Source organism: Streptomyces sp. SAI-135 (genome assembly GCF_029893805.1).
Taxonomy (GTDB): Bacteria; Actinomycetota; Actinomycetes; order Streptomycetales; family Streptomycetaceae; genus Streptomyces.
This window is the reverse complement of record NZ_JARXYP010000002.1, coordinates 5,181,479-5,201,190: the sequence shown is the minus strand read 5'-3', so window position 1 is coordinate 5,201,190 and position 19,712 is coordinate 5,181,479. Positions and strand designations below refer to the sequence as shown.

Below are 19,712 nucleotides of genomic sequence, written 5' to 3'. Positions count from 1 at the left end.
CGAGATGATCCGCGCATGAGTGACGAAGAGGCGCGAGGGACCGGGCGGACGACGGACGAGGGACGCCCCGAGCAGGCCACGGACGGGGAGCGGGCGGAACAACTCACGGAGGAGGAACGGCTCCTGCGCCGCCGCGCACGGCGCGTGAGCGCCTACCGGAACGCGGAGCGCACTCTGGCCCGCCTGGGACTGCTCGCACCCCTGCGTGAGCGCCTGGCGCTGCTCGACGGGGCGGACACGCTCTACGACCTGGACGAGCCGGGCGACCTCTACGGCAACGGCGTCGTCGCGGCCCTGGAGGAGAAGGTGGCGGGTCTCCTCGGCAAGGAGGCCGCCGCCTTCTTCCCGACCGGCACGATGGCCCAGCAGGTGGCGTTGCGCTGCTGGGCGGGCCGCACCGGCAACCCCACCGTCGCCCTGCATCCCCTGGCCCACCCCGAGGTGCACGAACGCGACGCCTTCAGGGAGGTCTCCGGACTGCGCCCGGTCCATGTGACGGGCGAACCGCGACAGCCCACGGCCGAGGAGATACGCGGCTTCGAGGAGCCCTTCGGGGCGCTGATGCTGGAACTGCCGCTCAGGGACGCCGGTTTCGTGCTGCCCACCTGGGAGGAGCTCACCGAGGTCGTGGCGGCCGCGCGCGAGCGGGACGCGGTGGTGCACTTCGACGGGGCCCGCCTGTGGGAGACGACCGTCCACTTCGGCCGCCCCCTGGCCGAGATCGCGGACCTCGCGGACAGCGTCTACGTGTCGTTCTACAAGTCGCTCCAGGGCTTCGGCGGGGCCGCGCTGGCGGGCCCGACGAGCCTGATCGAGGAGGCGAGGACCTGGCGGCACCGCTACGGGGGCGCGGTCTTCCAGCAGTTCCCGACCGTTCTGTCGGCCCTCGCCGGACTGGAGCACGAACTGCCGAGGCTGCCCGAGTACGTCCACCACGCGCGCGTGGCGGCCGCCGCGCTGCGCGAGGGGTTCGCCCTGGCCGGGCTGCCGTGGGCGCGGGTCCACCCCGAGGTGCCGCACACCTTCGACTTCCAGGTCTGGCTGCCCTACGGCGTCGACGAGCTGTCCGAGGCGGCGATCCGGCAGTCGGAGGAGACGGGGACGGCCCTGTTCATCAACCCCTGGGACGCGAAGGGCCCGGGCCTGTCCCTGACCGAGGTGTACGTCCGTGCCGCCGCCCTGGAGTGGACGGCGGCGGACGTGCGGGCGGCGGCGGCCGACTTCGTCACCCGGCTGCGGGAGGTGGCCGGCTAGGCCGCGTGCCGGACGTCGTGCGGCAGGCGGGCAGGGACGACAGGGCCCGGGGTCAGCAGCCGGGGCGGGCCTGCCGGCGCAGCCACCGGCTCAGCACGTGCCGTAGCCGCTCCGGGGCGGGCCGTCCCGCCAGGACCGCCCGGAACCGCCGGTAGGCGCGCAGGTCGCGCACGGTCCGTACGTCGTGGGTGCCGGGCGCGGGCGGGACGGGGGTGCCGAGGTGCCGGGCGCGGTAGGTGTCGAGGAGGTGCTCCTGGGTGCTGCTCATGCCCCCAGGTTTGCGCCGTCTCAGCGGCCGCGTCGCGTCGATTGACGGCCCCCGTCAATCGAGGACGGCGTTGTCAGTGGCGGGGTGCACCATGAGGTCATGAGCGTGCACATCGACATCGCGGGGCTGCGGCCGGAGAGGGTCGCCGTCGTGCCCTCGCCCCTGGCCGAGCTCGGCATGGCGCTGCACGCGCTGGCCGAGCCGGGGCACCATCCGGGGCTCCAGGCCTGGGTGACGGGCGTGACCGCGCGGCTCGACCCGCACCTGGCCGACCGGATGTGCGAGGCGGACTTCCTGTGGCGGACGACGTTCTCGGACCTGTTCATGCCGTTCGCCGGCGTCGCGGGCCGCACCACGCTCCCCGGGTCCTGCATCGCCGAGGACCTCGACCTGCTCGACAAGCTGACGGACGAGCAGTTCGTGGACGCGGCACTGGAGTTCACCTGCGCGCTGCCGTACTGCTCGCACGGACCGAGTGTGCTCTCCGACAGCGCGCTGCACCGACGGGCCCTGGAGCTGGCCGCGTCGCGCGGGCCCCGGCAGGTGCGGTTCGCCGAGCGGTTGCTGGCCGACCCGCCGCGGATCCGGGCCTGGTTCCGGCAGTTCGTGGAGGACTGCGACGAGGCGTTCTTCGCGGACACCTGGTCGCGGCTGCGCCACCAGCTCGCGGCGGACGCCCGCCACAAGACGGACCTGCTGCGCCGCAAGGGTCTCGCGGAGGCGCTCACCGCGGTGTCGCCCGCGGTCACGCTCGACGAGGCGGCGGGCCGCATCACGGTCGACAAGCTGGGCACCGGGCACAGCGCCACGGCGGAGGGCGGTCTGCTGCTGATCCCGACCAGCCTGGGCTGGCCGCACCTGAGCGTCCTGCACCGGTACGGCTGGCAGCCCGCCCTGCACTATCCGGTCGGCTCCCCCGAGCTCACCGCCCCGCCCTCGGTCGAGCAGCTGGCCCTGCGGCTGACCGCGCTCTCCCATCCGGTCCGGATGCGCCTGTGCCGGCACCTGGCCCGCAGCGCCTACACCACCAGCGAGCTCGCCCAGGTGCACGGCATGACCGCGCCGGAGATATCCCGGCACCTGGGCGTCCTCAAGAAGGCGGGCCTGATCACCACCCGCCGCCGCGGCCGGTACGTCCTGCACCAGCTGGACGTCACCGTGGTGGCGCGGCTGGGCAGCGACTTCCTGGAAGGGATATTGCGGTAGCGCCCGGCACGGCCCGGGGCGTTGCGGGCCGGGGCCGGGCCGTGTCTCAGCCGTGCCCGCCCGCGCGCACCAGCCCCGTCTCGTAGGCGAGGACCACCACCTGCACCCGGTCCCTGAGGCCCAGCTTGGTCAGGATGCGGCCCACATGGGTCTTCACCGTCGCCTCGGACAGCACCAGCCGGGCCGCGATCTCGCCGTTGGACAGTCCCTGCGCGACCAGCACCATGACCTCGCGCTCACGGCCGGTGAGCCGCTCCAGCTCCGCGTGCTGGGGCTCCTTGCCGGTGGTGGGCAGCATGGGCGCGAAACGGTCGAGCAGGCGCCGGGTCGTCGAGGGGGCGACCACGGCGTCGCCGCTGTGCACCGAGCGGATCGCGGTGAGCAGCTCGCCGGGCGGCACGTCCTTGAGCATGAAGCCGGACGCGCCCGCCTTCAGCCCGGAGAAGGCGTACTCGTCCAGGTCGAAGGTGGTCAGGATCAGCACCTTCGGCGGGTCGGGCTCCGAGCAGATGCGGCGGGTGGTCTCCACCCCGTCGAGCTTCGGCATGCGGACGTCCATGAGGACCACGTCCACGGCGGTCGAGCGCAGCACCTGGAGGGCCTCCACCCCGTCCCCCGCCTCCGCGACGACCTCCATGTCCGGCTGGGCCGCCAGCACCATCCGGAACCCGGTGCGCAGCAGCACCTGGTCGTCGACGAGCATCACGCGGATCGTCATCGGGCCTCTTCCGTTTCCTCGGGGTCGTACAGCAGGTCGCCAGGGGGGCGTGACAGGTGTCAACAGGGGGCGTGCGTCGGTGTCAATGCGCTGGTTTGAGCGGCAGCAGCGCACTGATGCGGAATCCTCCGCCGGGGCGGGGGCCCGCGTCCAGGGTGCCGCCGACCATGCCGACCCGCTCCCGCATGCCGATCAGGCCGTGGCCGGCTCCGTCGGCGCCGCCCTCCTCGTACAGCTCGTGCGGGGCGCCCTTGCCGTCGTCCTCGACGAGCAGACCGAGGCCGTCGTCGAAGTAGACCAGGCGCACGCTCGCACCCGCGTTCGGGCCGCCGTGCTTGCGGGTGTTGGTGAGCGCCTCCTGCACGATGCGGTACGCGGTGAGCTCGACACCGCTGGGCAGCGGGCGCGGAGTGCCCTCGATCTTGAAGTCGACGGGGAGCCCGGAGCCGCGGCACTGCTCGACGAGGTCCTCGATCTGCTCGACGTCGGGCTGCGGAACGTACTCGCCGCCCTCCTGGTGCTCGCCGGTGCGCAGCACGCCCAGCAGGCGGCGCATCTCGGCGAGCGCCTGCCGGCCGGTGGAGGAGATGGTCTCCAGGGCCTTCTTGGCCTGGTCGGGCGCGGCGTCGAGGACGTAGGCGGCGCCGTCGGCCTGGACGACCATGACGGACACGTTGTGCGCGACGACGTCGTGCAGTTCGCGGGCGATCCGGGCGCGCTCGGCGGCGACGGCGACCTTCGCCTGGGCCTCGCGCTCCTTCTCCAGGCGGGCGTTGCGCTCCTCCAGCTGGGCGAAGTAGGCGCGGCGGGTGCGGATCGAGTCGCCGAGCACCCAGGCCAGGGCGAACGGCACCGTCTGGAAGATCATGATCGCGACGTTGCCGAGCGCGCCGGAGTTCTCGTTCGGCCAGCGCAGCTGCGCGACGGGGGCGGCGCACAGGCCGATCGTCAGCGCCAGCCGGGACGCCCAGCGGGTGCCCGTGGCGGCCACGGTGTACACGATCACCAGGAAGGCGAAGTCCGCGGACGTGGTCTCCACGTCCAGCACGACCTGCGCCGCGCCGAGCCCGATGGCGAGCAGCAGCATCCGCTCCGGCATGAGTCTGCGCAGCGCGATGACCAGGCACAGCAGCAGGACGATCGGGGCGATCGCCATCGGGGACCGGGTCCCCTGGGACTCCCCACGGGCGGTTTCGCTCGCGAGCGAGATCCCGAGCAGGATGACGGCCCAGAAGACGTCGACCCCTGTCGGGTGCCTGCGGAGGAAGTCATAGAGGCGCTGCACGTAACCCAGCGTAGGGAAGCGTGATGTGTGCAGGGGTCAACCGGAGGACCGATCCGTACCGCCCGCGCGTACTCCCCAAGGTGGAGGCCCCGTTGTCCGGTGCGCCTAGCCTGACGGCGTGACCAATGACACGACCGGCGGCTGGTCCGGCTGGCGGGCCGCCACCGAGGCCGCGCTCTACGGCCCGGACGGCTTCTACCGCAGGCCGGAGGGGCCGGCCGGACACTTCCGTACCTCCGTGCACGCCTCCCCGTTGTTCGCCGCGGCCGTGGCCCGGCTGCTGTGCCGCCTCGACGAGGAGCTGGGCCGGCCCGCGCGGCTCGACTTCGTCGACATGGCCGCGGGGCGGGGCGAGTTGGCCACGGGCGTCCTCGCCGCACTGCCCGCGGAGGTGGGCGCCCGCACGCGCGTGCACGCCGTGGAGATCGCCGGCCGCCCCGCCGGCCTCGATCACCGGATCGAGTGGCTGTCCGCACCGCCCGAGAACATCACCGGGCTGCTGTTCGCCAACGAGTGGCTGGACAACGTACCGGTGGAGATCGCCGAGACGGACGCCTCGGGCCTGCCGCGACGCGTTCTCGTACGACCCGACGGTCGCGAGCGTCTCGGGGAGCCGGTCGCCGGTGCGGAGGCCGACTGGCTGCGGCGGTGGTGGCCGCTGCCGGCCGAGGAAGGACTGCGGGCCGAGATCGGACTCCCCCGCGACGAGGCCTGGGCGGCGGCGGTCGCCACGGTCGGGCGGGGAATGGCGGTCGCCGTCGACTACGCGCACACCGCAGCCGCACGTCCCCCCTTCGGAACGCTCACCGGCTTCCGCGAGGGGCGCGAGAGCACACCCGTGCCGGACGGCTCCTGCGACCTCACGACCCATGTGGCGCTGGACGCGTGCGCACTGCCCGGAGGGCGTCTGCTGACCCAGCGCGACGCCCTGCGCGCCCTGGGCATCGCGGGCGCACGCCCCCCGCTCTCGCTGGCGTCCACACACCCCGCGGAGTACGTACGCGCCCTCGCGCGCGCCGGAGAGGCCGCCGAGCTCACCGCGGCGGGCGGACTCGGCGACTTCGGCTGGCTCCTCCAGCCCGTCGGCGTCGGCGGCCTGCTTGTCGACGGCCCAGACGGCCCAGACGGCCTACTTGTCGATGTCCCCGACGACGAAGAACAGTGACCCCAGGATCGCCACCATGTCCGCGACCAGCGTGCCCGGCAGCAGCTCCACCAGCGCCTGGATGTTGTTGTACGAGGCCGAGCGCAGCTTCAGCCGGTACGGGGTCTTCTCGCCCTTGCTGACGAGGTAGTAGCCGTTGATGCCGAGCGGGTTCTCGGTCCACGCGTACGTGTGCCCCTCGGGAGCCTTGAGGACCTTGGGCAGCCGCTGGTTGATCGGCCCGGGCGGGAGCTCGGCGAGCCGGTCCAGGCAGGCGTCGGCGAGGTCGAGGGCGTTGTGGGTCTGCTCCAGGAGGACCTCGAAGCGGGCCAGGCAGTCGCCCTCCTGCCGGGTGACCACCTTCAGGGTGTCCTGGAGCTGCCCGTAGGCGAGGTAGGGCTCGTCGCGGCGCAGGTCGAAGTCCACGCCCGAGGCGCGCGCGACGGGCCCGCTGACGCCGTAGGCGTGCACGGTCTCCGGCGCGAGGACGCCGACGTCCCGGGTGCGCCCCCGGAAGATCTCGTTGCCGAGGACCAGGTCGTCGAAGCGGTCCATGCGCGAGCGCACGGCGGAGACGGCGGCACGCGCACGCGTGGCCCAGCCGGCCGGCAGGTCCTCCTTGAGGCCGCCGACGCGGTTGAACATGTAGTGCATCCGGCCGCCGGAGACCTCCTCCATGACGTTCTGGAGGACCTCCCGCTCGCGGAACGCGTAGAAGACCGGAGTGATGCCGCCGAGCTCCAGCGGGTACGAGCCGAGGAACATCAGGTGGTTCAGCACCCGGTTGAGCTCGGCGAGCAGCGTGCGTGTCCACACCGCTCGCTCCGGGACCTCCATGCCGAGCATCCGCTCCACGCCGAGGACCACGCCCAGCTCGTTGGAGAAGGCCGACAGCCAGTCGTGACGGTTGGCGAGCATGATGATCTGGCGGTAGTCGCGCGCCTCGAAGAGCTTCTCCGCGCCCCGGTGCATGTAACCGATCACCGGCTCCGCGCTCATGATGCGCTCGCCGTCCAGGACCAGCCGCAGGCGCAGCACGCCATGGGTGGACGGGTGCTGCGGGCCGATGTTGAGCACCATGTCGGTGCTCTCCGCGGCGCCGCCGATGCCGACCGTGGTCTCCGTCGTAGGAGTCATGGACACAGTCTCTCCTACGTACGCTGGCCTCATGGAGACGGGGAGCGGGCAGGACACGGAGGTCGCGGGGGCCGAGCCGGTGTGGACCGGGCTGCCGCCGGGGCTGCTGCGGATGCGACGGCTGTTGCTGGTGGTGTGGCTGGGGCTGCTCGCGGTGGCCCTGGGGCTGTTGCTCGGGCTGCTGTGCGGGCCCCTCTGGGCGACGTTCGCGCTGCTGCCGCTCGCCCTGGCCGGCTGGGGCTGGGTGCTGCTCGGCCGCAACTGGCGCTCCTGGCGCTACGCCGAGCGCGCCGACGACCTGCTGATCAGCCGGGGCGTGCTGTGGCGCGAGGAGACCGTCGTGCCGTACGGCCGCATGCAGCTCGTGGAGGTCACCTCCGGGCCCGTGGAGCGGCACTTCGGGCTGGCCAGCGTCCAGCTGCACACCGCCGCCGCGGCGACCGACGCCACCATCCCGGGCCTCGACCCGGCCGAGGCGGAGCGGCTGCGCGACCGGCTCACCGAACTCGGCGAGGCCCGATCGGCGGGCCTGTGACCGCGCCGGGCGTCGACGACGCCGTACACGAGAAGCCGGAGAAGGAGGCCGTCACCGAGCGGCGGCTGCATCCCATAACGCCGCTCAGGCGGGCGTGGGCGCCGGTCGCCGTCGTCATCGGGTGGGCCGTGCACGACCCCGACCAGGCGCAGCGCCAGCTGACCCGGCTGACGACCACCACCCTGCTGATCGCGCTCGCCGTCGTCGTCCCGGCCGCCGCCCTGTACGGCTTTCTCACCTGGTGGTTCACCCACTTCGCGGTGACCGACACCGAACTGCGCATCCGCACCGGCCTGGTGTTCCGGCGCACCGCGCACATCCGGCTGGAGCGGATCCAGGCCGTCGACGTCACCCAGCCGCTCCTCGCGCGCGTGGCGGGTGTCGCCAAACTCCGGCTGGACGTCGTCGGCGCCGACAAGAAGGACGAGCTGGCCTTCCTCGGGGAGCGCGAGGCGCGGGCGTTGCGCGCGGAACTCCTCGCGCGCGCCGCCGGGTTCGCCCCCGAGACCGCGCACAAGGTCGGCGAGGCCCCCGCGCGCGAGCTGCTGCGCACGCCTCCGCGTGACCTCGCGCTCTCCCTCGTGCTGACGGGCGCCACCTGGGGCGCTCTCGTGGCCGCCCTCGTCGTGCCGCCGCTGCTGTGGTGGGCCACCCACAGCCTGTGGACGGTCCTCGCGACCGCCGTACCGCTGCTCGGCGCGGCGGGGGCGAGCAGCGTGGGCCGGTTCGTCACCGAGTACGACTGGACGGTGGGCGAGTCCCCGGACGGGCTGCGCATCGACCACGGTCTCCTGGACCGCACCCATGAGACGGTCCCGCCGGGGCGGGTGCAGACCGTGCGGATCGTGGAGCCGCTGCTGTGGCGGCGGCGCGGCTGGGTGCGGGTCGAGCTGGACGTGGCCGGGTCGTCCAACTCCGTGCTGGTGCCGGTCGCTCCGCGCGCGGCCGCCGAGGCGGTCGTCGCGCGCGTGCTGCCCGGCGTGGTCGTCCCGCCGCTGTCGGCCCTGTCACGGCCCCCGCGGCGGGCCGGGCGGTGCGTGCCCCTGTGGTGGCGCGGCCACGGACTCGCCGTCACCGACGCGGTGTTCGCCTCACGGCAGGGGCTGCTGCGCCGGAGCCTGGCGCTCGTCCCGCATGCGAAGGTCCAGAGCGTACGGCTCACCCAAGGGCCCTGGGAGCGGCTGTGGCGGCTCGCCGACGTACACGTGGACACGGGAGCGAACAAGACCGTCACGGCCCGTCTGAGGGACGCCCAGGAGGCCGCGGAGCTGCTCGGGGCACAGGCGGAGAGATCGCGGACGGGACGGAAAGGGGCACGGCCCGACCGCTGGATGGTCTGACCGTGCCCCTCGCGAGCAGCCGTGCGTCCGTCAGGAGACCGCGCTGCGCAGGCCTTCCAGGTTGATCTGTTCCGTCTCGTCGTGGGCCGTCAGGTCGATGACCTGGCCGACGCCCCGCGACTCCTCGTCGGCCGGCTTGAACTCCGCCTCCGCCTCGGCCTTGTGCAGGGCGAGTGCCTCCTGGCCGACGACATCGGCGAGGTCCTCGTTCTGCACGGCCTCCAGGGCGTCCCGGGAGGCACCCGCCTTCGTGCCGAAGAAGTCGAACCCGCCCTCGACCCGCGGGCGTCGTACCGGAGCCGTCGGCACGACCGCCACCGCGGTCGGCGCGATGAAGTGCCCGGCGGGCTGCTGCTGCGGTTGGGCGGCTCTCGCCGTGGTGGTGGCGGCCGCGTGCTCATGCCCGTCGACCGCCTCGGGCTTCCCCCGCGCCTCGTCCTCCTGCGCGGCCTCCGCCTCGGCACCGGCGCCGGCCGCGGCGGGACCGGCGTTCACCGGCTGCGCCCCCGGTTCGGCCGGGGAGCCCTCGCGGGCCGTCTTCGGGCCCCTGGCACCGGGCTGGGGTCCGCGCTGCGCGCCGCCCGGGCCCTGCGGGCCACCCGCCGAGTTCGCCTCGGAGCCGGAACCGACCTCGGCCTCCGCGGCCGTCTCGGCGTCCGTGTCCGTGTCCGCTTCGGCTGCCGTCCCGGACTCCTCGCCGGAGTCCGAGCGCGGGGTCGTTTCACCGTCGTCGTCGAGCCGCTTCAGCGCCGCGTTCGCCCGCAGGAACAGCCGGGAGCCCTCCGGGGAGAAGATCGCGGGCCGCTCCGGCGGCTGCTCCGAAGTCCGCGAGCCCGCAAGGTCCTTGGCCTCGGTCTCCTCCTCCGCCCCGGCGGTCGCCGCCACGCCCTCCGCGTCGGTCTGCTCCGCGGGAGGCAGCGCACGCGCCGGGGTGGCTTCTATCTCCAGCAGCCGGCGGCCCTCCAGGGCGCTCGCCCGCTCGGTCTCCGCCGTGGCGTACCGCCGCAGCAGGGCCGCGTGTTCGTTGCGCAGACCCGCCAGCTCCGCACGCTTGGCCCGCAGCCGCTGCTCCAGCTTGCCCCGGAGCTCCCGCGACTCCTCGAGGTCGGTCTCGAGTTCGGCGACCCGCTCCTCGTGCCGCCACTCGTCGCTCGCACGCGCGCGCGTGAGGTCGGCGACCTGCTTGCCCGCCTGCGCGTCCCAGCGGCGCATGACGGCCGCACCGACGACCGCGACCGCCGCGGCGAACGCGGCTATCACGCGCAGCACGGCCTGTTGCGAGAACACCCAGGGACCGAAGGCACAGACGAGGGAGACGCCTGCGATCGCCGACGGAGGCAGCAGCCTGTGCAAAGGCGGGGAATGGCGGTGACGTCCACGTGGCATGGCCAGAAACTTACCGCGCGTAGGCGAACCATGGTGCCCCGCCCCGTAAAAACACAGCCATCCCGCGACCCTCACACGACATCAGGAATCGGAGTCGGCGCCGAATTCGGCGTATTGATCACTCATCGCTCACTCACCGGTCACCCGTCGATCGCTGATCACCGGTGAGCAGCCCGCTCATCCACTCCAAGGTCGCCGGGATCTCCCGCCGCCAGGTGGTGAAGTTGTGCCCGCCGCTTTCGAGGATGATCGACGAGATCCGCGTCGTTTCCGTCGCCTTCACCCGCTCTATGAACTTCAGGGTGTCCTTGTAGTTCTTCTCGCCCACCTTGCTGCTGGTGACGAGCAGTGAGGTGTCCGGCGGGCTCAGGTGCTTGAGGCACCACCACAGGTTCGCGCGGTTGCGCAGCGCCTTGTCGCCCTGGAAGAGGTCGCCCGTGGTGGGGTCGACGGGTGCGTTGTAGTACGGGGACAGGCCCGCCCCGGCGACGTACACCTTGGGGTGGTGCATGGCGAGCTTCAGCGCGCAGTAGCCGCCCGTGGAGTCCCCGATGATTCCCCAGTTCCCCAGCTCCTTGCCCACCCTGTAGTGCTGGTTGATCGCTTTCGGAAGGTCCTTCGCGAAGAACGTCTCGGTCTGCGGACCGCCCGGAACGTCCGCGCACTCGGTGTCCCGCGGCGGAGCAACCGTCGGCCGCATCATCACGAGGATCATCGGCTGCATACGGCCGCTCTTGGTGAGTTCCAGAGCCGTGCGCGGATAGTGGAGTTTGTCCACCAGCGCCCGCGCGGTGCCCGGATAACCCGTGAGTACGACGGCGGCGGGGAAGGTACGCGTCCGATAGCGCTCCTGGAAATACTCCGGCGGAAGATAGACGTACGCGGGGCTGGCGATGTGAGACTTCGGGCCGACGATGTCGACCGTCTGGACCTGCCCGGCCGACGACGGCCGGGAGCCGCCCCTGCCGGGCACGTCCCCGATCTCCGTCACCGTCAGGGGCCCGCTCGACCGCCGGCCCAGGTTGTGGTCGACCACCACGCCCTGGTCGGTCTCCTGCCCGAACAGGTCGGCCCAGGAGGCGTAGAACCCGAAGGCCTGGTTGGCGGCGAGTCCCACCGTCACGAAGAGGGAGAGCTGCGTCGCGAGCAGCAGCCCGATACGGCCGCTGACGGGCCGCCAGCCACGGCGCGCCAGACGTGGCCACAGCCACACCGTGCCGGCGAAGAGCGCCACGGCGGCCAGGACCGCCGGCACCAGCGTGTTGTTGCTCGTGAGACCCATTGCTTGCTTTCGCTTTCCTCGGCCTTTGAAACGGCTTTGAGGAGGTGAGTGAACCTCTCCTCACGAGACACCGTCCTAGAGGGCGCAATGTCGCCGGATGCCCGAATCGGGGCTCCGGATCCAAAGTCACTCGCAGAACCACGGGATGCGATGTCTGTCAGGACAGATGAGGAAATGTCGGGCGGGGTTCCGATCCGATCAACACGGCTGCGGCGTGCACTGCACGGGCCGCGCCCCGAGGCCGTCCCCGTCCTCGTCTCCAGAGCCTGCACGCTCGTAGGCCTTCTGGACATCGCCGCCGGCGTCTTCCCACGCTTCCGGCACAGCCGTATGCACACCATGGCCGAGGTGCTGCCCGGCGCGCTCGGCCCGTTCGCGGCCGCGCTCTCGCTCAGCACCGGAGTGCTGTTGCTGCTGCTCGCCCACGGCCTCAGGCGCCACAAGCGCCGCGCCTGGCGGGCGGCCGTGGCACTGCTGCCGGCGGGCGCGCTGGCGCAGTTCACCTACCGCCACTCACTCGTGGGGGCGGCCATCTCGCTCGCCCTGCTCGCACCGCTGCTGCGCCACCGCGACCAGTTCAGGGCGCTGCCCGACCCACGCAGCCGCTGGCGCGCGCTCGCCAACTTCGTCCTCATGGGCGCCGGTTCCCTCGTCCTCGGGCTGATCATCGTCAGCGTCCACCCGAACCGCCTGGTGGGCGACCCGAGCCTCGCCGACCGCATCACCCACGTCCTGTACGGCCTCTTCGGCTTCGAGGGCCCCGTCGACTACCAGGGCGACACCTCGTGGACCGTCGGCGTCTCCCTGGGCGCCCTGGGCCTGCTCACCGCGATCACCACGATCTACCTCGCCTTCCGCCCCGAGCACCCCGCCGCCCACCTCACCGAGGAGGACGAGTCCCGCCTCAGGGCGCTGCTGGCCAAGCACGGCGGCCGCGACTCCCTCGGCCACTTCGCGCTGCGCCGCGACAAGGCCGTCGTCTTCTCCCCCAGCGGCAAGGCCGCCGTGACCTACCGCGTCGTCTCCGGCGTGATGCTCGCCAGCGGCGACCCCATCGGCGACGTCGAGGCCTGGCCGGGCGCCATCGAACGCTTCATGGACGAGGCCAAGGCCCATTCCTGGACGCCCGCCGTCATGGGCTGCTCGGAGACCGGCGGCGAGGTGTGGACCCGCGAGACCGGCCTGGACGCCCTCGAACTGGGCGACGAGGCGGTGGTGGACGTCGCGGATTTCTCGCTCGCCGGCCGCGCGATGCGCAACGTCCGCCAGATGGTCAAGCGCATCGAGCGGGCCGGTTACGAGACCCGGGTACGGCGCGTCCGTGACCTCGGGGCGACCGAGCTGGAGCGCATCCGGCAGGCCGCCGACGACTGGCGCGGCACCGACACCGAACGCGGCTTCTCGATGGCCCTGGGCCGCATCGGCGACCTCGCCGACGGCGACTGCCTCATCGCCACCGCCCACAAGGCCGACGACCAGCCCGGCCCGTACGGAGACCTCAAGGCGATCCTGCACTTCGTGCCGTGGGGCACCGACGGCGCTTCCCTCGACCTCATGCGCCGCGACCGCTCGGCCGACCCCGGCATGAACGAACTGCTGATCGTCGCCGCCCTCCAGGCGGCCCCCAGGTTCGGCATCACGCGCGTGTCGCTCAACTTCGCCATGTTCCGCTCCGCCCTCGCACGCGGCGAGAAGATCGGCGCAGGGCCGGTCCTGCGCGCCTGGCGGGGCCTGCTGGTCTTCCTGTCCCGCTGGTTCCAGATCGAGTCCCTGTACAAGTTCAACGCGAAGTTCCAGCCCCGCTGGGAGCCCCGCTTCGTCGTCTACCGGGCCTCCGGCGACCTCCCGCGCATCGGCTTCGCCGCCATGCAGGCCGAGGGCTTCGTCAACCTCGCCCTCCCGCTGCCACGCTTCCTGCGCCGCCGCTCGCACACCCCACGCGCGTGTGCCCACGCGGTCGCGGAGCGCGACGTCAGAGCGGCCTGACCGCTCGCTCCGGGACCGGCCCGGACGGAAGCCCCGCCCCTCCTCCAGCCCCGGGGCCTCCGTCCGGGCCACACGCTCCCGCCACTGCGGACGGGGCCTAGGCTGAACGCATGAGCAAGCACAGCGGACGCGGGCGCGTCGCCGGTCTTCCGGAATGGGACCGCTGCGCGGTCATGGGAGTCGTGAACGTCACCCCCGACTCCTTCTCCGACGGGGGCCGCTGGTTCGACACGACGACCGCCGTCAAGCACGGCCTGGCCCTCGTCGAGGAAGGCGCCGACCTCGTCGACGTCGGCGGCGAGTCCACCCGCCCCGGCGCCACCCGCGTCGACGAGGCCGAGGAACTGCGGCGCGTCGTCCCCGTCGTCCGCGGTCTCGCCTCCGAGGGCGTCACGGTATCCGTCGACACCATGCGCGCCTGTGTCGCCGAACAGGCCCTCGCCGCCGGCGCCCGTCTCGTCAACGACGTCAGCGGCGGCCTCGCCGACCCCGCGATGATCCCGGTCGTGGCCGACGCGGGCGCCCCCTTCGTCGTCATGCACTGGCGCGGCTTCCTGGAGGGCGGCAACGTCAGGGGCGTCTACGCCGACGTCGTCGCCGAGGTCGTCGACGAACTCCACGCGCGCGTGGACGCCGTCCTCGCGGGCGGCATCTCCCCCGACCGCGTGGTCGTCGACCCGGGCCTCGGTTTCTCCAAGGACGCCGAGCACGACCTGGTCCTCCTCGCCCACCTCGACCGCCTCCTCGGCCTCGGCCACCCCCTCCTCGTCGCCGCCTCCCGCAAACGCTTCCTCGGCCGCGTCCTCGCCGGCCCCGAGGGCGCACCGCCGCCCGCGCGCGAGCGCGACGCCGCCACGGCCGCCGTCTCCGCCCTCGCCGCGCACGCCGGCGCATGGGCCGTGCGCGTGCACGAGGTGCGCGCCACAGCCGACGCGGTACGGGTCGCCCGCGCCGTGGAAGGAGCGCGCACCGACGGCGCGCACACCGCGGACAGCGGCGCGGAAGGAGCCCGGTGAGCGCCCCCCACACCGACGTGGAGCAGGTGGAGGCCGCCAACACCGCCTTCTACGAGGCACTGGAGCGCGGCGACTTCGAGGAACTGTCCTCGCTCTGGCTCACCCCCGCCGACCTCGGCGTCGACGAGACCTACCACGACCCGGCCGACGTCGGCGTGGTCTCCTGCGTGCACCCCGGCTGGCCCGTGCTGACCGGACGCGGCGAGGTCCTGAGGTCGTACGCGCTGATCATGGCGAACACGGACTACATCCAGTTCTTCCTTACCGACGTGCACGTCTCCGTCACCGGCGACACCGCCCTGGTGACCTGCACGGAGAACATCCTCAGCGGCGGCCCGGCACCCGAGGGCGACGAGGAGCTCGGCCCGCTCGTCGGCCAGCTCGTGGTCGCCACGAACGTGTTCCGCCGCACCCCCGAGGGCTGGAAGCTGTGGTCCCACCACGCCTCCCCGGTCCTGGCCGAGAACGGCGAGGACGAGGACGGGGAAGCCACCTCCTGAACCCGGCCGTGAACCCGGCCGGACCAAGAAGTGGTTGGAATCACGAGCCCCCGGGTATGGGCGGCTACCAAGCCGTGAGCCACCGGGTTCCCCAGGGGAAACACACGGTGAAACCTCCTGGACCCGGCACCGGCCGCGCCCCCGTGGCCCGGTCCTGTCAGTGCTCGCAGGTAGATTCGTTCGAGGCCGGGGTACCGCCCGCACACGGTACGGACCGGCCGTCACCGACGATTGCAGGAGTGATTCGCGTGGATCGTGTCGCGCTGCGCGGCCTGAAGGCCCGCGGGCACCACGGTGTGTTCCCCGAGGAACGGCGGGAGGGCCAGACCTTCGTCGTGGACCTCGTCCTCGGTCTGGACACCCGGCCGGCCGCCGCCGACGACGACCTGACGAAGACCGTGCACTACGGCATCGTGGCGGAGGAGGTCGTGGCCGTCGTCGAGGGCGAACCCGTCGACCTCATCGAGACACTCGCCGAGCGCATCGCCCAGGCCTGTCTGAAGCACGAACGGGTAGAGGAGGTCGAGGTCAGGGTCCACAAACCCGAAGCACCGATCACCGTGCCCTTCGACGACGTGACCGTCACCATCACCCGGAGCCGAGTATGACCGCCTCCTTCGCCGCGGGTCACAGCGACCCGACCGTACAGCCGGTGCCCGCCTCCGTCGTGCAGCAGGTGGACGCCGCCGACACCACCCTCCACAACCCCAAGCGCGCCGTGCTCTCCCTCGGCTCCAACCTCGGCAACCGCCTGGAGACCCTCCAGGGCGCCGTCGACGCCCTGGAGGACACCCCCGGCGTCCGCGTCAAGGCCGTCTCCCCGGTCTACGAGACGGAGCCGTGGGGCGTGGACGCCGACAGCCAGCCGTCGTACTTCAACGCGGTCGTCGTACTGAAGACCACGCTCCCCCCGTCCTCCCTGCTGGAGCGGGCGCACGCGGTCGAGGAGGCCTTCAACCGGGTGCGGGACGAGCGCTGGGGCCCGCGCACCCTCGACGTCGACATCGTCACGTACGCCGAAGTGGTCTCCGACGATCCGGCCCTCACCCTGCCCCACCCCCGCGCCCACGAGCGGGCCTTCGTGCTCGTCCCCTGGCACGACGTGGAGCCCGAGGCCCAGCTGCCCGGACGCGGCCCGGTCGCCGCGCTCCTCGACACGGTCACGCGAAACGGCGTGGAACCCCGCAGGGACCTGGAACTCCGGCTGCCCGAATAGCCGTTAAGGTCAAGACGACCACAGTCCGTGGGACCGCCCAAGGACCTCGGGGGAGCTGAAGGGGCACCGTGAGAGAGCTGCGCATCAGGCTGCTGGCCGGCGTCTTCGTCGTGGCCGGGATCCTGTCCTGGGCGGGCGCCCGCCTGTGGAACTCGATCGGGACCCTGCCCAGCGTCCCGCTGGCCGCCCCCATCGTCCTCGCCCTGATCGCCGTGGTCCTCATGGCCACGGCGCTCTCCATCCGGGCCCGCCTCAAGGCCCAGCGCGAGCGCGTCCCCGAGGCGAAGGGCGTCGACCCCCTGATGGCGGCCCGCGCGGTCGTCTTCGGCCAGGCCAGCGCCCTGGTCGCCGCCCTCGTCTCCGGCATGTACGGCGGCACCGGCGTCTTCCTCCTGGAGTACCTCGACATCCCCGCCCGCCGCGACCAGGCCATCTACGCCGGCTTCTCGGTCCTCGCGGGCATCGCGGTGATAGCGGCGGCGATCTTCCTGGAGCGAGTCTGCAAACTCCCGGAGGACGACGACCCGAACACGGGGGCCGCGTCGACGGCGTGACGCCTCCTCGCCGGACAGGCGCGCGTCAGCGGGCCATGATGAGGCTCATCGCCTCGTTCCGCGTCGCCGCGTCCCGCAGCTGGCCGCGTACGGCCGAGGTGAGCGTCTTGGCGCCGGGCTTGCGGATCCCCCGCATCGACATGCACATGTGCTCGCACTCCACGACGACGATCACACCGCGCGGCTCCAGGATCTCCATCAGGGAGTCCGCGATCTGCGTGGTGAGTCGTTCCTGCACCTGCGGGCGACGGGCGTAGACGTCCACCAGCCGGGCGAGCTTCGACAGTCCCGTGATCTTGCCGCTGGTGGCCGGAATGTATCCGACGTGGGCGACGCCCCGGAACGGCACGAGATGGTGCTCACAGGTCGAGTACACCTCGATGTCCTTCACGAGCACCATCTCGTCGTGCCCCAGGTCGAACGTCGTGGTCAGCACATCCTCGGGCTTCTGCCACAGCCCCGCGAATATCTCCTTGTACGCCCGCGCCACCCGCCCCGGTGTCTCCCTGAGTCCCTCGCGGTCCGGGTCCTCGCCGACCGCGATCAGCAGTTCGCGGACGGCGTTCTCGGCTCGCTTCTCGTCGAACTCGCCGATGGGGCCCTCGCCGTCCAGCGTCACGGGGTCGGTCATCTGCTGCCTCTTCCTGGAAGTCCATCACGGCCGAAAACCGCCGCGCCCCCCAGGCTAAAACCTGGGGGGCGCGGCATCCATTCCGGGCCCGGTGAGCTCACCGGGGCGGGACGGGTGAGCGTCAGCTCTCGGGGCGCTCCTCGGGCACGGCCTCCGTGGCCTGCTCCGACGCGGTGGCCTTGGCGGTGGTGATCGCCGGGGTCGCGCCGTTGGCGCCGTTCGTCAGTGCGAGCTCCTTGGGGGAGAGCACCGGCGGACGGGTGGAGGGCGTACGCCGGGAGGAACCGGTCCAGGCCGGCCGCGGCGGACGCTTGACGATGGGGGCGAAGATCTCGGCGATCTGCTCCTTGCCCAGCGTCTCCTTCTCCAGCAGCTGGAGCACCAGGTTGTCGAGGACGTCGCGGTTCTCGACCAGGATCTCCCAGGCCTCGTTGTGCGCGTTCTCGATGAGCTTCTTGACCTCTTCGTCGACCAGCGCGGCGACCTCTTCCGAGTAGTCGCGCTGGTGAGCCATCTCACGTCCGAGGAACGGCTCGGTGTTGTCGCCGCCGAACTTGATGGCGCCGAGGCGCTCGGTCATGCCGTACTGGGTGACCATCGCGCGGGCCGTCGCCGTGGCCTTCTCGATGTCGTTCGCGGCGCCGGTGGTCGGGTCGTGGAAGACCAGTTCCTCGGCGGCGCGACCGCCCAGCATGTAGGCGAGCTGGTCGAGCATCTCGTTGCGGGTGGTCGAGTACTTGTCCTCGTCCGGCAGGACCATGGTGTAGCCCAGAGCACGGCCTCTCGAGAGGATCGTGATCTTGTGGACCGGGTCGGAGTTCGGGGAGGCCGCCGCGACCAGGGCGTGTCCGCCCTCGTGGTACGCGGTGATCTTCTTCTCCTTGTCCGACATGATCCGGGTCCGCTTCTGCGGGCCCGCCACCACACGGTCGATCGCCTCGTCCAGCATGGAGTTGTCGATCAGCTTCTTGTCGCTGCGGGCGGTGAGCAGGGCGGCCTCGTTGAGGACGTTGCTCAGGTCCGCGCCGGTGAAGCCCGGCGTGCGACGCGCGACGGCCGACAGGTCGACGTCGGGAGCGACCGGCTTGCCCTTCTGGTGGACCTTGAGGATCTCCAGACGGCCCTGCATGTCCGGGCGGTCGACCGCGATCTGGCGGTCGAAGCGGCCGGGGCGCAGGAGGGCCGGGTCGAGGATGTCGGGCCGGTTCGTCGCGGCGATGAGGATCACGCCGCCCTTGACGTCGAAGCCGTCCATCTCGACGAGCAGCTGGTTCAGCGTCTGCTCGCGCTCGTCGTGACCGCCGCCGAGGCCGGCGCCGCGGTGGCGGCCGACCGCGTCGATCTCGTCGACGAAGACGATCGCCGGGGCGTTCGCCTTGGCCTGTTCGAAGAGGTCACGGACTCGGGAGGCACCGACACCGACGAACATCTCGACGAAGTCGGAGCCGGAGATCGAGTAGAACGGCACGCCGGCCTCGCCCGCGACGGCGCGCGCGAGCAGGGTCTTGCCGGTGCCGGGGGGGCCGTACAGCAGTACGCCCTTGGGGATCTTGGCCCCGACCGCCTGGAACTTCGCCGGTTCCTGGAGGAACTCCTTGATCTCCTGGAGCTCCTCGACGGCCTCGTCCGAGCCGGCGACGTCCGAGAACGTCGTCTTCGGGGTGTCCTTGGTGATGAGCTTCGCCTTGGACTTCCCGAAGTTCATGACCCGGGAGCCGCCGCCCTGCATCTGATTCATCAGGAACAGGAAGACGACCACGATGAGGACGAAGGGGAGCAGGGAGAGCAGGATCCCGACGAAGGCGTTCTGCTTCGTCGGCGAGACGGTGTACCCGTCGGGGATCTGCTTGTCCTGGAATTTGGTCTGCAGCGTGTTGGCGATGGTCACGCCCTGGTCGCCGATGTAGCTCGCCTGGATCTTCGAGCTGCCCTCGACCTTTTCGCCGTCCTTGAGCTGCACCTTGATGGTGTTCTCGTCGCCGGTGGTCAGCTTGGCTTGTTCGACCTTGTTGTCATTGATCGCCTGGACGACCTGGCCGGTGTCCACCGTCTTGTAGCCGCCGGACGAGCCGACGACCTGCATCAACACGACCACGGCAAGGACGGCCAGCACGATCCACATGACCGGCCCACGGAAGTATCGCTTCACGTCCATCCATACGGAGCGGTGCCGCCCCGTCCCTCCTGCCATAGTGAGTTTGATAAGACAGTTCTTCTGACGGTACCCCAGCATTGTGGGCCGAAGCCGCACAGG

Annotated in this window: 19 protein-coding genes; 11 read left to right on the top strand and 8 right to left on the bottom strand. The window is 71.8% G+C overall.

The window, feature by feature from the left end:
* Positions 1-15 precede the first annotated feature (15 nt).
* Complete coding sequence (locus tag M2163_RS28105) at positions 16-1,254, top strand: beta-eliminating lyase-related protein (RefSeq protein ID WP_280895376.1); 1,239 nt, start codon at positions 16-18, stop codon at positions 1,252-1,254.
* Between the two features lie 52 nt (positions 1,255-1,306).
* Here the strand turns inward: M2163_RS28105 and M2163_RS28100 are convergent, their stop codons facing one another.
* Positions 1,307-1,522, bottom strand: coding sequence for a hypothetical protein (locus tag M2163_RS28100; RefSeq protein WP_280895375.1), 216 nt, complete (start codon positions 1,520-1,522; stop codon positions 1,307-1,309).
* A gap of 99 nt (positions 1,523-1,621) precedes the next feature.
* Here M2163_RS28100 and M2163_RS28095 point away from each other — a divergent pair, with 99 nt between their 5' ends.
* Positions 1,622-2,728, top strand: coding sequence for a DUF5937 family protein (locus M2163_RS28095; protein ID WP_280895374.1), 1,107 nt, complete (start codon positions 1,622-1,624; stop codon positions 2,726-2,728).
* Positions 2,729-2,774: 46 nt separating this feature from the next.
* Here the strand turns inward: M2163_RS28095 and M2163_RS28090 are convergent, their stop codons facing one another.
* Both M2163_RS28090 and M2163_RS28085 read right to left on the bottom strand, forming a co-directional pair.
* Positions 2,775-3,446, bottom strand: coding sequence for a response regulator transcription factor (locus M2163_RS28090; RefSeq protein ID WP_280850090.1), 672 nt, complete (start codon positions 3,444-3,446; stop codon positions 2,775-2,777).
* 82 nt (positions 3,447-3,528) lie between these two features.
* Positions 3,529-4,731: a sensor histidine kinase gene (locus M2163_RS28085; protein ID WP_280850091.1), complete on the bottom strand. Its 1,203-nt coding sequence runs from the start codon at positions 4,729-4,731 to the stop codon at positions 3,529-3,531.
* A 118-nt stretch (positions 4,732-4,849) separates the two neighbouring features.
* Between M2163_RS28085 and M2163_RS28080 the strand changes: the two genes are divergently transcribed.
* Positions 4,850-5,896 (top strand): SAM-dependent methyltransferase, encoded by a 1,047-nt coding sequence (locus tag M2163_RS28080; RefSeq protein WP_280895373.1) that lies wholly within the window; start codon positions 4,850-4,852, stop codon positions 5,894-5,896.
* Here the strand turns inward: M2163_RS28080 and M2163_RS28075 are convergent.
* Positions 5,861-7,012, bottom strand: coding sequence for an NADH-quinone oxidoreductase subunit D (locus tag M2163_RS28075; protein ID WP_280850093.1), 1,152 nt, complete (start codon positions 7,010-7,012; stop codon positions 5,861-5,863). The two genes, M2163_RS28080 and M2163_RS28075, sit on opposite strands and share 36 nt — an antisense overlap.
* A 31-nt stretch (positions 7,013-7,043) precedes the next feature.
* Here M2163_RS28075 and M2163_RS28070 point away from each other — a divergent pair, with 31 nt between their 5' ends.
* Together M2163_RS28070 and M2163_RS28065 are read left to right on the top strand one after the other, a co-directional pair.
* Positions 7,044-7,547 (top strand): PH domain-containing protein, encoded by a 504-nt coding sequence (locus tag M2163_RS28070; protein WP_280895372.1) that lies wholly within the window; start codon positions 7,044-7,046, stop codon positions 7,545-7,547.
* Positions 7,544-8,887, top strand: coding sequence for a PH domain-containing protein (locus M2163_RS28065; protein WP_280895371.1), 1,344 nt, complete (start codon positions 7,544-7,546; stop codon positions 8,885-8,887). Before M2163_RS28070 ends, M2163_RS28065 begins: the two co-directional genes overlap by 4 nt.
* Before the next feature lie 30 nt (positions 8,888-8,917).
* Here M2163_RS28065 and M2163_RS28060 read toward each other — a convergent pair whose 3' ends face one another.
* Positions 8,918-10,273 carry a hypothetical protein gene (locus M2163_RS28060; protein WP_280895370.1) on the bottom strand — a complete coding sequence of 452 codons (1,356 nt, stop codon included), beginning with the start codon at positions 10,271-10,273 and terminating at the stop codon, positions 8,918-8,920.
* Positions 10,274-10,406: 133 nt separating this feature from the next.
* Positions 10,407-11,555 (bottom strand): alpha/beta hydrolase-fold protein, encoded by a 1,149-nt coding sequence (locus M2163_RS28055; protein ID WP_280850097.1) that lies wholly within the window; start codon positions 11,553-11,555, stop codon positions 10,407-10,409.
* Positions 11,556-11,729: 174 nt separating this feature from the next.
* On the opposite strand from M2163_RS28055, the gene M2163_RS28050 reads away from it, so the two are divergent.
* The 6 genes from M2163_RS28050 to M2163_RS28025 all read left to right on the top strand — a co-directional run bounded on the left by M2163_RS28050 (position 11,730) and on the right by M2163_RS28025 (position 16,827).
* Positions 11,730-13,541 (top strand): phosphatidylglycerol lysyltransferase domain-containing protein, encoded by a 1,812-nt coding sequence (locus tag M2163_RS28050; protein WP_280850098.1) that lies wholly within the window; start codon positions 11,730-11,732, stop codon positions 13,539-13,541.
* 110 nt (positions 13,542-13,651) lie between these two features.
* A complete protein-coding gene (gene folP / locus M2163_RS28045; RefSeq protein ID WP_280895369.1) occupies positions 13,652-14,557 on the top strand; it encodes a dihydropteroate synthase in 906 nt (301 codons plus the stop codon).
* On the top strand, positions 14,554-15,057 hold the full coding sequence (locus M2163_RS28040) for a nuclear transport factor 2 family protein (protein ID WP_280850100.1): 504 nt from the start codon (positions 14,554-14,556) through the stop codon (positions 15,055-15,057). The genes folP and M2163_RS28040 overlap by 4 nt, the downstream gene beginning before the upstream one ends.
* A gap of 239 nt (positions 15,058-15,296) precedes the next feature.
* On the top strand, positions 15,297-15,665 hold the full coding sequence (folB, locus tag M2163_RS28035; RefSeq protein ID WP_078959732.1) for a dihydroneopterin aldolase: 369 nt from the start codon (positions 15,297-15,299) through the stop codon (positions 15,663-15,665).
* On the top strand, positions 15,662-16,273 hold the full coding sequence (folK, locus tag M2163_RS28030; protein ID WP_280850101.1) for a 2-amino-4-hydroxy-6-hydroxymethyldihydropteridine diphosphokinase: 612 nt from the start codon (positions 15,662-15,664) through the stop codon (positions 16,271-16,273). The genes folB and folK overlap by 4 nt, the downstream gene beginning before the upstream one ends.
* 68 nt (positions 16,274-16,341) lie before the next feature.
* Entirely contained in the window at positions 16,342-16,827 is a 486-nt protein-coding gene (locus M2163_RS28025) for a DUF3180 domain-containing protein (RefSeq protein WP_280850102.1), read from the top strand.
* 25 nt (positions 16,828-16,852) lie between these two features.
* On the opposite strand, the gene folE is transcribed toward M2163_RS28025, so the two are convergent.
* The gene (gene folE / locus M2163_RS28020) at positions 16,853-17,458 is read right to left on the bottom strand and encodes a GTP cyclohydrolase I FolE (RefSeq protein ID WP_280895368.1); all 606 of its coding nucleotides are present in this window, start codon (positions 17,456-17,458) and stop codon (positions 16,853-16,855) included.
* Positions 17,459-17,579: 121 nt separating this feature from the next.
* Complete coding sequence (gene ftsH / locus M2163_RS28015; protein ID WP_280850105.1) at positions 17,580-19,613, bottom strand: ATP-dependent zinc metalloprotease FtsH; 2,034 nt, start codon at positions 19,611-19,613, stop codon at positions 17,580-17,582.
* Positions 19,614-19,712: the final 99 nt, after the last annotated feature.

Coding starts and splice junctions, on each gene's coding strand:
- M2163_RS28105 (WP_280895376.1), top strand. CDS start 16: ATGAGTGACGAAGAGGCGCGAGGGACCGGGCGGACGACGGACGAGGGA.
- M2163_RS28100 (WP_280895375.1), bottom strand. CDS start 1,522: ATGAGCAGCACCCAGGAGCACCTCCTCGACACCTACCGCGCCCGGCAC.
- M2163_RS28095 (WP_280895374.1), top strand. CDS start 1,622: ATGAGCGTGCACATCGACATCGCGGGGCTGCGGCCGGAGAGGGTCGCC.
- M2163_RS28090 (WP_280850090.1), bottom strand. CDS start 3,446: ATGACGATCCGCGTGATGCTCGTCGACGACCAGGTGCTGCTGCGCACC.
- M2163_RS28075 (WP_280850093.1), bottom strand. CDS start 7,012: ATGACTCCTACGACGGAGACCACGGTCGGCATCGGCGGCGCCGCGGAG.
- M2163_RS28070 (WP_280895372.1), top strand. CDS start 7,044: ATGGAGACGGGGAGCGGGCAGGACACGGAGGTCGCGGGGGCCGAGCCG.
- M2163_RS28060 (WP_280895370.1), bottom strand. CDS start 10,273: ATGCCACGTGGACGTCACCGCCATTCCCCGCCTTTGCACAGGCTGCTG.
- M2163_RS28055 (WP_280850097.1), bottom strand. CDS start 11,555: ATGGGTCTCACGAGCAACAACACGCTGGTGCCGGCGGTCCTGGCCGCC.
- M2163_RS28050 (WP_280850098.1), top strand. CDS start 11,730: ATGTCGGGCGGGGTTCCGATCCGATCAACACGGCTGCGGCGTGCACTG.
- folP (WP_280895369.1), top strand. CDS start 13,652: ATGAGCAAGCACAGCGGACGCGGGCGCGTCGCCGGTCTTCCGGAATGG.
- folK (WP_280850101.1), top strand. CDS start 15,662: ATGACCGCCTCCTTCGCCGCGGGTCACAGCGACCCGACCGTACAGCCG.
- folE (WP_280895368.1), bottom strand. CDS start 17,458: ATGACCGACCCCGTGACGCTGGACGGCGAGGGCCCCATCGGCGAGTTC.
- ftsH (WP_280850105.1), bottom strand. CDS start 19,613: ATGGACGTGAAGCGATACTTCCGTGGGCCGGTCATGTGGATCGTGCTG.